The following is a 14,670-nucleotide window of genomic DNA, read 5'->3' as shown; positions in this document are numbered from 1 at the left end:
TTAAAAAAGATTGATTAAAATGGATTCATTAGTTGTAACTTGGTTTGCAATATATGAGAATTAAAAGGTCAGTTAAATACTAGGTAATACTTTCCGTTTAGAAACGTGTTCGCCAACCTAATTAGTTGTGCATCCATCGGCCCCGAATAGTACAATTCTTTAAGGAAAAGATAAATGTTCTAATTCAACTAACGGGTGGCGTTACTGTAAAAAGCATTAGGTGATAAAAGGCTTATTGCTATACGTTAGTTATTTAATTAAAAGGCGCTTTTCTGAAAAATAAGGAAGGCGTCTTTCTTCATGAAAAGGGCCGGCTTCTCCAATTCCACTTGATGCCCCTGTAATAATAATTACTTAGATTTTAAGTTTTCCAAATGTTACTTTAAAATAAAGTTTGATCAAATTGATATTTATAAACATGATAAATAAACAAAAGGAAAGAGTTCCTTCTTCTATAAGGATTTACATGGTTATAGATATGTGGACTTAACGTTCTCAAGTCTTCTGGTGTCCATCATATCTTGTCATTGCTTTTCTGATAATACAGTCATTCTATACGACAATCGGGTCATTTAGCGAATGGTACGCTTTTAGTTACACACCCTACCACAAGACCGTAAAAATACATATTGGGTGGACCTTTTGAAATCGGTGCAGGAATGTAAAAATGTTAGCAAGGGGATGAATGTAGTGTTTAACGATTTTAAGATTACGAAAGGCCGTCCTGTATATATTCAACTTAAGGAATATTTAAAAAGAATGATAACCAACGGGCATTTGCTTGAGCACCAAAAGCTTCCATCCACTCGTGAACTCAGTTCTTTATTATCAATTAGCCGAAATACCGTTCTAACAGCTTATGCAGATTTGGAACAAGAAGGCCTTATCTATGCGGTAAAAGGAAAAGGAAACTTTGTAAGTCATGTTGAGACCTTCAAATCCCCGTCCATCCAGTTAAATTGGACTGAAAAAGTCAACGAGCAAACCTTTTTGGCAGATGAATTGGACCTTATGAAGCATGGAGTGCGCTGGAATAAGGAAATGATTTCATTTAATAGCATCGCACCCGATGAAAAGCTTTTTGATGTCGAAAATTTTAAACGGGCTTTTTTAAATCGGATGTCCATTGAAGGTGACATCGTTCTTAACTATGGATATGCAAAGGGCTATAAACCACTTATCGAATACCTGCTTCATTACATGGAAATTAAAGGGGTAGACACTAGAAATAAAGATGTTTTAATTACCAATGGATTCACGGAAGGTCTGGATATCATTTTATCCTCTTTAAATAAAAAGAGCGGCCGTGTTATTTGTGAAAATCCAACCAATGATTCTGCTCTAAAGCTCTTTCGATTACATGGCTTCGAAATCGATGGAATTGAAATGGATAATGACGGTGTCAATGTTAGTCAGCTAGAAACATTCTTATCAAAAAGAGAATATGATTTTGCATACTTGATTCCGTCTTATCATAATCCAACTGGAATCGTAACGTCCTCTAAAAAAAGGAAAGAAATCATGGATCTGTTTTCCGCATATCAGCTTCCTATCGTTGAAAATGGATTTAATGAAGAATTACGTTACTCTGGGTCACATCTTGCATCGTTGGCAACCTTCGCTGGACTAGGCAATAATGTTATTTATATTAGCAGCTTCTCTAAAATTCTTTTTCCTGGCTTACGGGTTGGGTGGATAGTAGCAGACAAAGATTTGATTTATTACTTAGAAAGTATGAAAAGAGCTCGAACTATTCATACGTCTACATTAGATCAAGCTGTGTTATATCAATATTTGAATGATGGATACTTTGAGAAGTATATAAAAAAGGCTAAATCAGTCTATAAGAAAAAGTACGAATTAACTGTTCATTATTGTAAGCAATTTATTCCTTTTAAACGGATAACTGGTGACGGTGGACTCCACCTTTTTATAGAACTAGAAAACCACATCGATTCACGAAAGCTTTTAGAAAAATGTTATCAAAGGGGCGTTGTTTTTTTACCAGGTAATGTTTTTCACACTGACAGCAGTGGAAACCATACTTTACGATTAGGATTTTCTAGGCTGAAAGAAAGAGAGATTATTCAGGGAATTAAAATCATAGGGGACACGTTAAAAAATAATTATGGAGGCTAGAAAAATGAGAGTTGGCGTAATTATGGGAGGGGTTTCTTCCGAGAAACAAGTTTCGATCATGACAGGTGAAGAAATGATCGTGCATTTAGATAAAAATAAATATGAAATTGTACCGATCCACTTAGAGAACAAAGAAGGCTTAGTGGAAAAGGTGAAAGATCTCGACATTGCGCTACTGGCGCTGCATGGCAAATTCGGTGAGGACGGCACGATTCAAGGTGCTCTTGAAACCATGGGAGTTCCTTATACAGGGAGCAGTATCCTGTCCAGCAGCTTATGCATGGATAAGAATATCTCCAAAAAAATCATCCGTTTTGAAGGCGTGCAAACACCGGATTGGATTCACCTTACGAACATGGAAGAACTTAAAATGGATGAACTAGACAAAATGGGTTACCCGCTAGTTGTGAAACCTAATTCAGGCGGTTCGAGTGTAGGCGTAAAAATTGTATATGACAAAGAAACGCTAAAGCCTGCGATTGAGGAAGTATTCAAATGGGATTCCGAAGTGATAATCGAAAAGCTTATTACGGGAGAGGAAATCACTTGTTCCGTATTGGATGGAAAGCTTTTACCGGTGATTTCCATTCGTCATAAGGGTGAAATTTTTGATTATACCTCCAAATACAATGATGTGGCTACCATTGAAGAGGTGGTCCAGCTCCCGCCCGAAACACAGACCCGTGTCTCTTTAGCTGCAATGACTTGCTATAAATCATTGAAATGTAGTGTTTACGCCCGAATCGACATGATGATTAAAGATGGTATCCCTTATGTGATGGAAGTTAATACATTACCTGGGATGACGAAAAATAGTTTGCTGCCAAAAAGTGCACAGGGAGCGGGTATTCCTTATCATAAGCTACTTGACTTGATTATCGAACATTCACTTAAAGTGAGGAGAAATGATGTATAGACCAATATGGGCTGAAGTTAGTCTTAGGAATATTTCACATAATATTCGTGAATTTCAAAAAGTAATACCTAAATTAACCAAAATAATGGCAGTAGTAAAAGCGGATGGTTATGGACACGGGTCTGTAGAGGTTTCCAAAAGAGCGATTGATAGTGGAGTAGATTATTTAGCAGTGGCTAGTTTGGAAGAAGCTATTAAACTGCGAAAATCAGATATTCAAGTACCTATACTAATACTTGGATACACACCGTCTTCAGCATCGAATGATGTTGTGCATTGGGATTTAACACAAACAATTTTTGATATGGAACATGCAGAAGCTTTATCAAAGTCTGGGCAGATCTTAGGAAAAAAGGCGAAGGTTCACGTCAAGGTCAATACAGGAATGGGACGGTTGGGACTGCAAGCAGAAGAAGCAAGTGATTTTATCGAAATCGTTTCAAAAATGGATGGGATCTATCTTGAAGGAGTGTTTTCACATTTTGCTACTGCAGATGAAGCTGACAAATGGTATGCAGAAAAACAAATGAACCGATGGAGAAGTTTATTGGAAGAATTGGAGAATCGAAAAATATCAATTCCCCTATGTCATATTGCGAACAGTGCTGCAACTATCGAATTTCCAGATATGACCTATGATATGGTTCGTATCGGAATTTCAATGTATGGGCTTTATCCATCTAAAGAGGTGAATAAGACAAAAGTTAATCTTAAACAGGCAATGCAGCTAAAAACCAAAATCATCCATATCCAGACACTTGAGAAAGGCCACGGTGTTTCATATGGGGCGACTGCAATTGATAGAGATAAAGCAGTTATTGCAACTATTCCCATTGGGTATGCAGATGGATATTCGAGGCGATTATCTGGGATAGCTCACGTTCTAATTCACGGACAAAAAGCTCCTGTTTTCGGTAAAATATGTATGGATTTTTGTATGATCGATGTAACTGAAATTAAAGGTGTAAATATTGGTGATGAGGTAGTTGTTTATGGAGATCAAGGAAATCATTTTATATCATTAGATGAAGTGGCAAATATGTTAGGAACCATATCGTATGAAGTAGCATGTAACTTAGGTCACAGAGTTCCTAGAATTTACAAATAACAAGCTAAAGGCAGCATTCGTAGTAATGATTTTAATCTTCCGCAAACAGGCGTGATTGTGGAAGAAGGAATTAAATAGTATTAGTAGAATAAAAGGAATGTCTCTAAAATTGAGACATTCCTTTTAAACATATAGCGTACATCTTGCTTTAAACATGATACGACTTTCTATTAAAAAACAATGGTTTAACTTTCTAATAAAACCATAAAATGAGACAGATGGTTTATAATGGAAAAAGGAGGTGAAACAAATGGATAAAGGGTTCATAAAAATTAGAAAGGCAATTTTAACCGATGCGAAAGGAATAGCTAAAGTACATGTCGACAGTTGGAAAACAACGTATGCCAACATTGTTCCTGATGAATATTTAAATAAACTTTCGTATGAAAGCCGTGAACAGATGTGGACCAATGCCATTCCGTATGGAGGCGTATATGTAGCGGAAAACAATGAGGGATTAATAGTTGGTTTTTCCAAAGGCGGTAAAGAAAGAAGCGGTAACTATAATGGGTACGATGGGGAGTTATACGCCATATATATATTGAAAGAATATCAGGGAAGAGGGATTGGAACAGCCCTTGTTAAACCGGTTATAGATGAATTGAAAGGAATGGGATTAACCTCTATGGTTGTTCTTGTCTTGGAAGAGAATACCTCTCGTAAGTTTTATGAATTACTTGGAGGTAAAAGAATAGATACTGTTGAAGTAGAGATTGGAGGAAAGAAACTTTCCGAACTTGTATATGGTTGGAATGATATTAGGAATATATTTTAATTTTGGTTTTAAGCTAGAACAAATAAAAAACCCCGAATAGATCCACTTTTTTTAAAGTGTCTACTATTCAGGGTTCGGTTCATATAGTCCAAGCTATCCTTTTTTTCACTAATTAACTTTTTACCTGAGTTTTGCAATAAACATCAACAAAGTGAGCAGGGTTTAATTTTTCACCCGTTACACGGCTAATTTTTTCATTCCAGTCATAAAGGGCAGCTGGTTTGAAGAATTGATTAATGAGCATTTCTCCCGTTTCTTTTGTGAAAAATTCAGGAGAAATCTTCGTTTCAATATGACGAAGAAGCTGTGCTGCCATTAATTCTCCAAGTAGATAATTTTGGTAGTAAATAGGTGCGAGTGTAAAATGAATTTTTGCAGCCCAATCGGGTTGATCAGTTGAATCAGGAGGAGTGACTAGCTGAACTTCATTTACTGTTTTCCACCATAAAGCGTTTAAATCTTGATCAGGATTTTCGTATAGTTCTTTTTCAAAAAATACAAAGGTAATAATCCATCTTGCTGCAATAAGCATTTGTAACTGTTGGTACTTTTCTAATTCAGGAGCAAGCTCATTTACTGTTGCTTCATCAACTTGTAAGAAGCGCTTTAACCAACGTGGGTCTTTGCCCATTTTTCCAAATAACATCGCGATCGATTCGGTTGTTAAGGTATGACTAACTGTACGTAATCCGAATGGAAGGCTAGAGTCTACATATTTGAAATAAGCCGCATGGCCAAACTCATGTAGGTTCGTTTCCATCCAATACGCATCTTCCGTTAAGTTACAAAGGACACGAACGTCACCTTCGCGATCAATATCCGTGCAAAAGGCTGTTGGGTTTTTCTTTTCTCTAGGGAGCAAATCACTTTTTGCATATAGGTCATCAATTTCGATTCCCATTGAGTTAAACGTATCTGTTGTGATTTGGACAATATCCTTCCCTTGATAAAAAGGATCTAGATTGGTTGAATCAGATGGTGGTGCCTCTTGGAAAAATGGATCGACATAATGCCATGGGCGTATATCCTCTGAATTAATCCCAAATCGAGTTGCTAAACGTTCATCTAGTTCTTTCTTCATTGAGCGGTATGCTTCGTCTGATTGAGCAATAAGGTCGTTGAAAATAGCGAATACCTCGTCACGGTCAAGTTCTTGAAGAGCAAAGCCCATTTGATGATGGTTATCATAACCAAGTAGTTGTGCAGCTTCATTGCGCTTCTTCACAAGCTCAAGCAGGTCTTTTTCTACGACTTTACCAACTTCCTTACTTGCAAACCATACTTTTTTGCGTAATTCTTGGTCATCACTATTAACCAATATCTCTCGAATATCATTGGCAGAATACTTCTTGCCATCCACAACAGGTGCGTATGTGTTAAATAATAAATTTAGTTCGGAAGAGCGTTTTGATAAATCAGCAATCACTTCTTCAGGGAGTTGATTCCCTTCCATTTCGCTTAGCAGAAGTTGAAGCTGACGTTTTTCGATCTCCGTTAAGTTTTCCGTTGCTAGAAATTGTTTTGTTTTCTCGTATGAATCTTTTGAAGAGAATAAAAGATTGTATCGAGTTTCAGCTTCACTTAATTTAGCAGCCCACTCAGGGTCTCCAGTTGTTTGGGCCATCCAGCTTGATTGAGTCACATCTTTAAATAATACTTGCATTTGGTCATTGATATCTTTTAGAAATGTTTGTAGTGTTTCCATATTTATCCTACCTTTCTATATCTAAGTATCAAAATAGTAACATTATTAAGAATTCGTTAAAGGTATTCTTAAACCTTTAAAAGCTTATAAAAAAATATTTAAAAAGTATGGTGTAAAAATATAATTGGCTATGGTGTTTGACTAATTTGTTAATATGGGTACCTGATGTCTTTTAATTGAATAGCATTCTAAATTTATTTAATGAGGTGTGAAATCTTGTCGCATGTAAGAATTCGATGTACCGCTTTAATTATTGAAAATAATTCTGTCCTTTTAGTTGAATACAATGATAATGGGATTCATTATAATTTACCTGGTGGAGGGCTAGAGCCAGGTGAAACTATAATTGATGGTGTTGCAAGGGAAGTGTTAGAAGAAACTACAGCTCAAGTGGATGTTGGACCATTAGCGTTAATTTACGAGTTTGCTCCTCATCAACAATCTGGTGATTATAATGCCAATGAGCAACACGCATTACATCTCATTTTTGAATGTAAAATAAAGAATAATTCAATGCCACGATTACCTGAATTTCCAGACCCAAACCAATCGGCAGTCAAGTGGATTCCTCTCGAGGAACTAGACTCCATTTTACTGATACCAAATATTAACCAGCAAATCAAAAACTATGTTAAGAACAAAAAAAGCATCGACCTAATTGAGGATTATAGATTAGACAAACTCCGTATAGAATTGAATTAATTCATCTTTCTAATTTATTAATATTAAGGTGTAATTAGAATTAGCCAATGGAGGAATTAAAGGAAGCAAAAAACTACATTGTACATAGTACGGCATGGACAAACTTAATGGAATGTTCAATAGCTACATAGGGAGGAAGTATTTGATGGAAGAAGAAGGTTTTGTGTCATTATGGGTAGGTAAATTTAAATCAAATAATGACCTTCAAAATTACCTTTTAATTACTTACACTGAAGATGGGGATGCAATCCCATCAACATTTGAAAAGGACTTTCAAATTGATTATTTTGATGAGGATTTTATGGAAGCGGAGTATTTTGATCAAGAAACGAAGAACCTTCCAGCCCTATTAGACGGTTGTTCATACGATGATGCTGTTATTCCGAATTTTATTAGAATGAAAGGAGTGTCCATACTTCTATACTAGCTCCAAGGGATAAGTGATTTTAGGACAGAGGCCATATTTTAGTTATTCCATTAAAGGGCACGTTAATCGAACAAGGATTAACGCTTTTTTTGTTGAAGTAATAAAGCTAAGAGCAGTTTAGTTGAATTACAAATTGTAGTGCAATAAGAAAACAATTTAATTGTGGAGATGAATTCATGTTTAAATACAATGTATGTTTTTTAAAGAGCAATGACCGTATCTTAATGTTGAATCGTGAAAAGCCGCCAATTATGGGAGTGTGGAATGGGGTTGGCGGTAAAAATGAAGCAGACGAAAATTCTGACGAGGGTGCAAAACGTGAAGTTTTAGAAGAAACAGGTTTTACAGTAAACGAATATTATTCAAAAGGTGTAATTACATGGGAGAAAGATGATGAAGAAAAAGATGGATTATATGTGTATTTGTTCGAAGTAGATAAGACATTCGGAAATGAACCCTTACAAAAAACGAGGGAAGGGATTCTTGATTGGAAAAAAATTGATTGGATATTGAATCCAAATAACTTAGGGATTGCTGAAATGGTCACTCAATATTTACCTGTTCTATTAGAAAAAGAGGGCAATTATTTATTTGCGTACAAAGATGGAATTGTAAAACTTATAGAGTAGGAAATCGTATATAAACTTAAAGCGTTTAATAAAATTGGGAGTATAGTGATGAATGTCAATGAGTAAGTGGCCAATTTTCTTCTATTATAATAGCCTCTTCTACAATTCCATATTATCAAGGCTTACTTCTGCTCTTTAATTGTCTTTTTATTAAATATAGGAAGGAGCAATGAACTTGACAGGATACAAGATAAGGACAGCAACAGAACGGGATATTGATTTTTTATGGGAAATGCTTTATCAAGCTATTTTTATTGCAGAAGGTGATGTAAAACCTTCACGAGAAATTTTAAACCAGCCTGATTTATCAAAGTATGTAAGTAATTGGGGGAGACAAGGGGATATAGCCTTAATCGCGACGGACTCAAGCGAAAACCCAGTTGGTGCAATATGGACACGTTTATTTGATGAAACAACTAAAACGTATGGATTTATTGATAAAAACACTCCAGTACTTAGCATGGCTGTTTTACCAGAATATAGAGGGCTAGGGCTAGGAACTTTACTTCTTAATGAAATGATTAGAACAGCTAAGGACTCTGGTTTCACTTCATTATCATTAAGTGTTGATCCTAATAATCCCGCTCTTCGTTTGTATGAAAGACAAGGATTTGTGAAAGTCGGTATAGATGGAACTTCGTGGGATATGATGACAACATTAGAAAATAAGTAAACGATTGAGTGGCTTCAGTAAGTAACTATTTTTACTTTTGATAAGGAAAAAGAAGATAATCCTTGGTGTACTACTTATAAGATTACAATCAAACGAGTAACGTTGTTCAGTATAACAAGCTATTAGAAGGTAATAGATATTCAACAATTGGGCACAATTCTACAGCAAGAATGGTGCTCTTTCTTTATGAAAGAAGGAGATATTCTTATTAGTATGGAATTTACAGGTACAACTGCTAGTTGCTATTTTGGGAAAAGGGAGAGAGCTGCGATGGAAATTGAAAAGGATATAACTCTAGAAGGAGAGACGGTTTCACTAATTCCTCTTGAATTAAAGGATACGGAATTATTATATGAAGCATTACAGAGCCCTGAAGTATGGAAATATACGTGGCGAGAAATTAACACAGTGGATGACCTGGAACAAGTATTAATAATGGCTGTTAAAAATAAAAAGGAGGGTAAACAAATCCCTTTTATTATTAAGGATAAAAGGACTGGTCGAGTAATTGGGACAACTCGCATTGGTGATATTGATAAAGTAAATAGGAATGTGGAAATAGGTTGGACCTGGCTTTCACCCGAGGTTTGGAAAACAAAGGTAAACACCGAATGTAAATTATTATTACTTACGTATTGCTTTGAAGAATTAAAGGTCCTTCGTGTCCAATTTTCAGTAAGTGGACAAAACGTACGTTCACAAAAAGCAGTTGAACGAATAGGGGCAACAAAAGAGGGAAATTTTCGTAAACATAGGGTAAAGGCAGATGGTACCATTCACGACAATATTTTTTACAGTATTATTGATAGTGAATGGGAGTCAGTTAAACAAAGATTGAACGATTTATTAGCAAAAAAATATTAATAGGATTACTGTATCTTTTAAAAATTCTATTTGGAAGAAGTATAACTATCAACTTGTGAAGGATTGTATGTAAACGAACGGGCGAAACTCCAAAATAAGAATGTCACTCTTTTTTATGTATAGAGTTATATTCCTCTGCTTTATTCAAAAAAAATAATTAAACGAGGGGGAAAAAAATGAGGTTTTGTATGAAGTTTGGTGATACAAATTTTATTGGAGTGGCGAATGCGGCTAAATACAAATCATTCGTAGATGAAGATTGGGAGTTTGATAGTCTTTTGCAGCATTTTGGAGACGAAATGAAACAAGGGCATCTTTTGGTTTTTCAAATGACGGAAGAAGGAATTGAATATTCTTGGAAAGTAGACGTGAGAGTAGGGACAGAAGAAATAGCCCATACATGCTTTAGGAAAGCCGCAGGATATATAGAAGTAACGGAAAATCAGCTATATTTAGTGGATTACGACTGCCTGACAATGGCTGCTCAGTTTGAAGATCAGAATGTACCTGATCAAAATTGTTCCGATTATAAGATTGACATCGAAAATGGCTATTATAAGGTTGAGGTCCTTCAATATTATAATGTAGATAAGAATGAATATGTTGGAGCGAGCGAAACGGACCTTTTGTTACATTTCATAAAGGTTCCCGCCATTGAACCGATAGCTGAAAGGGTATTCTGGTGTACATATTAAATGGATTAAAGGAGAGCTATCCTCCTTAAATTACAAAATGAACGGGGGATTCAAATGAACATAATGAAATTAAATATTCGCCAATCTATTTTTGTCCTTTTATTTGTTTTCGTATTAGTTCCTAGTTTAGGTTATTTCACTGCATTGTATCTAAACACAACATTATTTATCCCAATAATTGCTGTAGGATCAGCTTTAGCTGGAGGTTTGGTTGCTAAGAAAATGATTAGGACTAAACAAAGTAGGATCATTCTCCAAATAAATGTTTATAATCAATAACTATTTTCCGCAATCGGACACTTTCCTTGATTCTGCATTAAATAGAGTAGCTAAAATTCTTTTGGAAGGTCATTTAAAGGGCTGTGTCGTCGATCGCCATTCAGAAGGGGATGACGAAGTTTTAGATGAACTAGTTGTGACGATTCAAAAGCTAATGAAAAATAACAAAACTTTATAGATTGATAGGGAATAATTTTTCACCATTTTTATACCCCTATAGTGTATATTGCCCCAGAAGAATTGTATGAAACAGTAGAAAAGATAATCGAGGTCTATTCACAAGAGGGGAGAAGAGAGAGACCTTTTATAAATTATTAAAACGGGTAGGCAGCGATTATTTAATAAGTTAACTGCCTGTTGATTTTACAGTTTTTGAAAATAGACGGAGAAATTCCGTTTAAATTGGGAAATACCTATATTTCCTTAAAAATAAAGGGAGTTTTTCCGCTTATTGCATCTAAATCTTTGGATTTTGTCTTATATAGAGCAGTTAACCGGAAAATCTCCGCTTATTTCTGCCTCTTAAGCTTCGTCTCTATAAAATAGCCGGAAAATCTCCGCCTATGCAATCTCATGCATACACGAAGGGAGTTTGTTTTTAAACAAACTCCCTTTTGAATTGAATTAGTTGTTTTGCTGCAGGAAATCCTCAGTTGAAATTACATTGGCATACATGCCATTAAGTGCGCCGACAAACGCATAATGAACCTGTTCTGCTGGCACGACTTTATTTTCATAATATAAGTCCCTTGTTGCACATGCATCACCAATAAGTGTAGTTTCAAAGCCTAAATCGACTGCAGCTCTTACAGTTGCATCAATACACATATGTGTCATCATCCCTACAACGACTACCATGGTTACACCTTTTTCTCTTAATTTGCTTTCTAAATCAGTCTTTAAAAAGCTGTTAGGGAAATTTTTTACGATCATGTTTTCATGTTCTAATGGCAGAACCGTTTCATGTAGTTCAGCCCCCTCTGTATTTGGAAGAAAGAAGCCTAACTCTGGACTGCTTGCGATATGCTGAACATGATAAATGTTTTCTTTGTTATTTTGTCTAAACCAATCAAGAACTTTAGCAGCATTAGCAGCTGCTTGATCAGGATTGCTTAACTCCATCTTTCCGTTTGGAAAATAGTCGTTTTGAATATCGACAATGATTAAAGCTGTGCTCATATTATCCACCTCATTCATAAAATTTTGTTACAATATAAGGATAAATAATATGGTTATTTCTATCGATACTTTGATGAAACCCTTTTGTATTAAATCATTTCATGGTGAAAGGAATTTATGATGGAACTTGATAATATTGATTTTCAGATCCTTCGGTTACTATCCGAAAACTCCCGTATTCAATGGAAAGATCTCGGTCAACAAATTCATATGACAGGGCAGGCAGTAGGGAACCGTATCAAAAAACTAGAGGATAGCGGGGTAATTAACGCCTACACTCTGCTAGTAGATGAAATGAAATTAGGATTGATTTTTACTGCGTTTGTTATTATTTATATGAAAACAGCAAACCATGATTCATTTATACGTTTTGTACAGGACCGAAATGAAGTACTTGAAGTTCACAGGGTATCGGGAGAAGGCTGCTACCATATAAAAATAAAAGTTAAATCACAAGATCAGTTAAATCTTTTTCTTAATGAACTTCTCGAATATGGAAATTATAGTCTGCATTTATCCATAAAGGAAATTAAACAAGAGAATCCGTTATCAGCCACATGATAGAGATTAAAGTTAATGGTCTTAAGTTTAAGAAATCACACCAATGCAATTTGGTTGACTGCATACCCTTATAGGTATAATATGAAGGTATGTTAATGTTTGTTAGAAGAGGTTTCGCCTCTTTTATTTTTAAATGTTTTAATACCCTAATGGGTAATTAATAATCATTATTTAGGGGGTTATATAATGTCCGATAAGGAAAGAAAAATCAAAGAGTGCTCCACGACTGGTTCTTGAGGAATCAGCCGGACAAAGGTTTCTGGAGATGGAAAAAAGGTTAAACAGCCGCTTCCAATCTGACCAGGAACAATTGTATGGCTCCTGGCAGGAGTCATTTACCTGATTTTTAAAGCTTTTAATTGAGTGTATATTCCCTAAAGAAGAGGAGCATTTATAATGAACCAAATTACAGTTTACACAACAAATACTTGTCCATATTGTGTGATGATGAAGAATTTCTTAAAGGATCAAGGACTTCCATTCAAGGAAGTGAACGTACAAATGGATCAGACTGCCGCTGACCGTTTAGTTGCAGCTACTGGTCAGTTGGGCGTACCGCAAACTGAAATTAACGGCCAATGGGTAGTAGGGTTTGATCCGGAAAAGGTTATGAGATTAGTAAAGTAGAAACGTAAGAACCGGAATTATTCAAGGATAAAGATGCAGGAGTCATATGTCAAAGCGGCATAAGTGCTTGGAACTACAGATTGCATTAACTTAAAAAGAAGGGGGAAGACGGGAATAGAGGTTATCCAAATTGGTTCTTTTACTATTATGTTGAAATGGATTATTTTTGGCATTGCCATTGTAATCGGATTTGTTTTTCTGAAACTATGGCTGCTGCGTTCACAAAAAAAGGAATTGGGAAAACAATTATTTGAGCTGGCATTAAACAGTGTTTTTTGGGGCTTTCTGATTTGGAAAGGGAGTCTGCTGCTGCTGGAGCCGAAATTAATTATTGAAAGTCCAATGTCGTTAGTGTATTTTACCGGTGGAACGAAAGGATTCATTTTAGGAATACTTGGTGCGTTAATCTATTTCGTGTTGAAAGCCAGAAAACTAAAAATAACTAACAGTATGATTCTGCAGTCGATACTTGTTTTTGCCTTTGCTGTTCTGAGTGGTTCATTTTTATTGAATCTTTTTTTAAATGAGGATAAGCCGAAAGTAAATACATCTGGCACAAAGACAGTAGAAATTGGACTTCAGGAAGGAAATAAAGCACCTGATTTTCAATTAAAGGCATTAAACGGTACGGATGTAAAACTGTCTGATTTGCAAGGGAAAAAGGTAATTTTAAATTTCTGGGCAACCTGGTGTCCGCCCTGTAAAGCAGAAATCCCGCATATGCAGGATTTTTATGAATCAAGTGACAAAACAGAAGTGGAAATACTTGCCGTCAATTTGACGACTTCAGAGAAAAATCCGGGAAATATAAAGGAATTTGAGAGAGAGAGAAATGTAACTTTTCCTATTTTACTCGACCAAGATGGGGATGTTGGCGACCAATATCGAGCCATAACCATTCCAACAAGTTATCTGATTGATTCCAATGGGATTGTACGCAAGAAAATAGTTGGGCCTATGGATAAAGAGATGATGAACCAGTTAATAGAAAATATTGATTGAAAAAATAGTAAGTAAAAGCTTATACAAAGTCATTGTTCGGGGGCGGGCAGTTTACCATGCTTCGCATTTAAATGATTGGCAACTCTCTTTTTTTATCAAAGATTGAGTAATGTTTCATTTAATAACGGGTAACATGAACTGAATGGAGCAACTAGAAAAAACGTTGCTCCTATTTTAGTTTTTAGTCACTTTGCTGTGGTCTAGCTCAATTGTTTATATATGTGTGTTTATTTTTAATTGGAATTGAGGACTTATTACAGTTATTCCATTAAAGGGAGCATTTACAGAGCAAAAAATATTTCACTATGTATAATTGATGTGAGTTTACCTTTTTTATGTAATAATAATATTGTAGGAATGCAAATTTACAATTCATACATAGTGAAAGT

Annotated in this window: 16 protein-coding genes and 1 pseudogene; 15 read left to right on the top strand and 2 right to left on the bottom strand. The window is 35.5% G+C overall.

Features of this window, described 5'->3' with window-relative positions; all coding sequences use genetic code 11:
- Positions 1-690: 690 nt before the first annotated feature.
- From pdxR to FI644_RS03085, 4 genes are all read left to right on the top strand, one after another.
- Positions 691-2,139, top strand: coding sequence for a MocR-like pyridoxine biosynthesis transcription factor PdxR (gene pdxR, locus FI644_RS03100; RefSeq protein ID WP_053474788.1), 1,449 nt, complete (start codon positions 691-693; stop codon positions 2,137-2,139).
- A gap of 4 nt (positions 2,140-2,143) precedes the next feature.
- Entirely contained in the window at positions 2,144-3,055 is a 912-nt protein-coding gene (locus tag FI644_RS03095; protein ID WP_142108017.1) for a D-alanine--D-alanine ligase, read from the top strand.
- The gene (gene alr / locus FI644_RS03090) at positions 3,045-4,163 is read left to right on the top strand and encodes an alanine racemase (protein WP_075209098.1); all 1,119 of its coding nucleotides are present in this window, start codon (positions 3,045-3,047) and stop codon (positions 4,161-4,163) included. The genes FI644_RS03095 and alr overlap by 11 nt, the downstream gene beginning before the upstream one ends.
- A gap of 250 nt (positions 4,164-4,413) precedes the next feature.
- Positions 4,414-4,938: a GNAT family N-acetyltransferase gene (locus FI644_RS03085; protein WP_142108016.1), complete on the top strand. Its 525-nt coding sequence runs from the start codon at positions 4,414-4,416 to the stop codon at positions 4,936-4,938.
- 112 nt (positions 4,939-5,050) lie between these two features.
- Here FI644_RS03085 and FI644_RS03080 read toward each other — a convergent pair whose 3' ends face one another.
- Positions 5,051-6,643, bottom strand: coding sequence for a M2 family metallopeptidase (locus FI644_RS03080; protein WP_142108015.1), 1,593 nt, complete (start codon positions 6,641-6,643; stop codon positions 5,051-5,053).
- Between the two features lie 216 nt (positions 6,644-6,859).
- On the opposite strand from FI644_RS03080, the gene FI644_RS03075 reads away from it, so the two are divergent.
- The 8 genes and pseudogenes from FI644_RS03075 to FI644_RS03040 form a co-directional block, all read left to right on the top strand.
- Positions 6,860-7,345 carry an NUDIX domain-containing protein gene (locus tag FI644_RS03075; protein ID WP_181758170.1) on the top strand — a complete coding sequence of 162 codons (486 nt, stop codon included), beginning with the start codon at positions 6,860-6,862 and terminating at the stop codon, positions 7,343-7,345.
- A gap of 145 nt (positions 7,346-7,490) precedes the next feature.
- Entirely contained in the window at positions 7,491-7,772 is a 282-nt protein-coding gene (locus tag FI644_RS03070; protein ID WP_053474794.1) for an immunity 22 family protein, read from the top strand.
- A gap of 224 nt (positions 7,773-7,996) precedes the next feature.
- A complete protein-coding gene (locus FI644_RS03065) occupies positions 7,997-8,401 on the top strand; it encodes an NUDIX hydrolase (RefSeq protein ID WP_246067060.1) in 405 nt (134 codons plus the stop codon).
- A 175-nt stretch (positions 8,402-8,576) separates the two neighbouring features.
- Positions 8,577-9,074 (top strand): GNAT family N-acetyltransferase, encoded by a 498-nt coding sequence (locus FI644_RS03060; protein WP_053474795.1) that lies wholly within the window; start codon positions 8,577-8,579, stop codon positions 9,072-9,074.
- Between the two features lie 186 nt (positions 9,075-9,260).
- Positions 9,261-9,938 (top strand): GNAT family N-acetyltransferase, encoded by a 678-nt coding sequence (locus FI644_RS03055; RefSeq protein WP_246067003.1) that lies wholly within the window; start codon positions 9,261-9,263, stop codon positions 9,936-9,938.
- Between the two features lie 188 nt (positions 9,939-10,126).
- Positions 10,127-10,633, top strand: a complete 507-nt coding sequence (locus tag FI644_RS03050) for a hypothetical protein (protein WP_082446806.1) — start codon at positions 10,127-10,129, stop codon at positions 10,631-10,633.
- Between the two features lie 54 nt (positions 10,634-10,687).
- Positions 10,688-10,912, top strand: coding sequence for a hypothetical protein (locus FI644_RS03045; RefSeq protein WP_053474798.1), 225 nt, complete (start codon positions 10,688-10,690; stop codon positions 10,910-10,912).
- 31 nt (positions 10,913-10,943) lie between these two features.
- A pseudogene (locus FI644_RS03040) lies at positions 10,944-11,090 on the top strand (metal-sensing transcriptional repressor); the annotation flags it as partial.
- 446 nt (positions 11,091-11,536) lie between these two features.
- On the opposite strand, the gene FI644_RS03035 reads toward FI644_RS03040, so the two are convergent.
- Positions 11,537-12,091, bottom strand: coding sequence for a cysteine hydrolase family protein (locus tag FI644_RS03035; protein ID WP_053474800.1), 555 nt, complete (start codon positions 12,089-12,091; stop codon positions 11,537-11,539).
- A 120-nt stretch (positions 12,092-12,211) separates the two neighbouring features.
- Between FI644_RS03035 and FI644_RS03030 the strand changes: the two genes are divergently transcribed.
- The 3 genes from FI644_RS03030 (at position 12,212) to FI644_RS03020 (ending at position 14,281) form a co-directional block, all read left to right on the top strand.
- Positions 12,212-12,652, top strand: a complete 441-nt coding sequence (locus FI644_RS03030) for an Lrp/AsnC family transcriptional regulator (RefSeq protein ID WP_053477455.1) — start codon at positions 12,212-12,214, stop codon at positions 12,650-12,652.
- Between the two features lie 396 nt (positions 12,653-13,048).
- A complete protein-coding gene (locus tag FI644_RS03025; RefSeq protein ID WP_053474801.1) occupies positions 13,049-13,279 on the top strand; it encodes a glutaredoxin family protein in 231 nt (76 codons plus the stop codon).
- 63 nt (positions 13,280-13,342) lie between these two features.
- On the top strand, positions 13,343-14,281 hold the full coding sequence (locus FI644_RS03020) for a peroxiredoxin family protein (protein WP_246067000.1): 939 nt from the start codon (positions 13,343-13,345) through the stop codon (positions 14,279-14,281).
- Positions 14,282-14,670: the final 389 nt, after the last annotated feature.

The organism is Cytobacillus solani (assembly GCF_006704205.1).
Lineage (GTDB): Bacteria > Bacillota > Bacilli > Bacillales > Cytobacillaceae > Cytobacillus > Cytobacillus solani.
The sequence above is the reverse complement of the archived record's forward strand: the minus strand, read 5'-3'. Positions and strand labels throughout refer to the sequence as shown.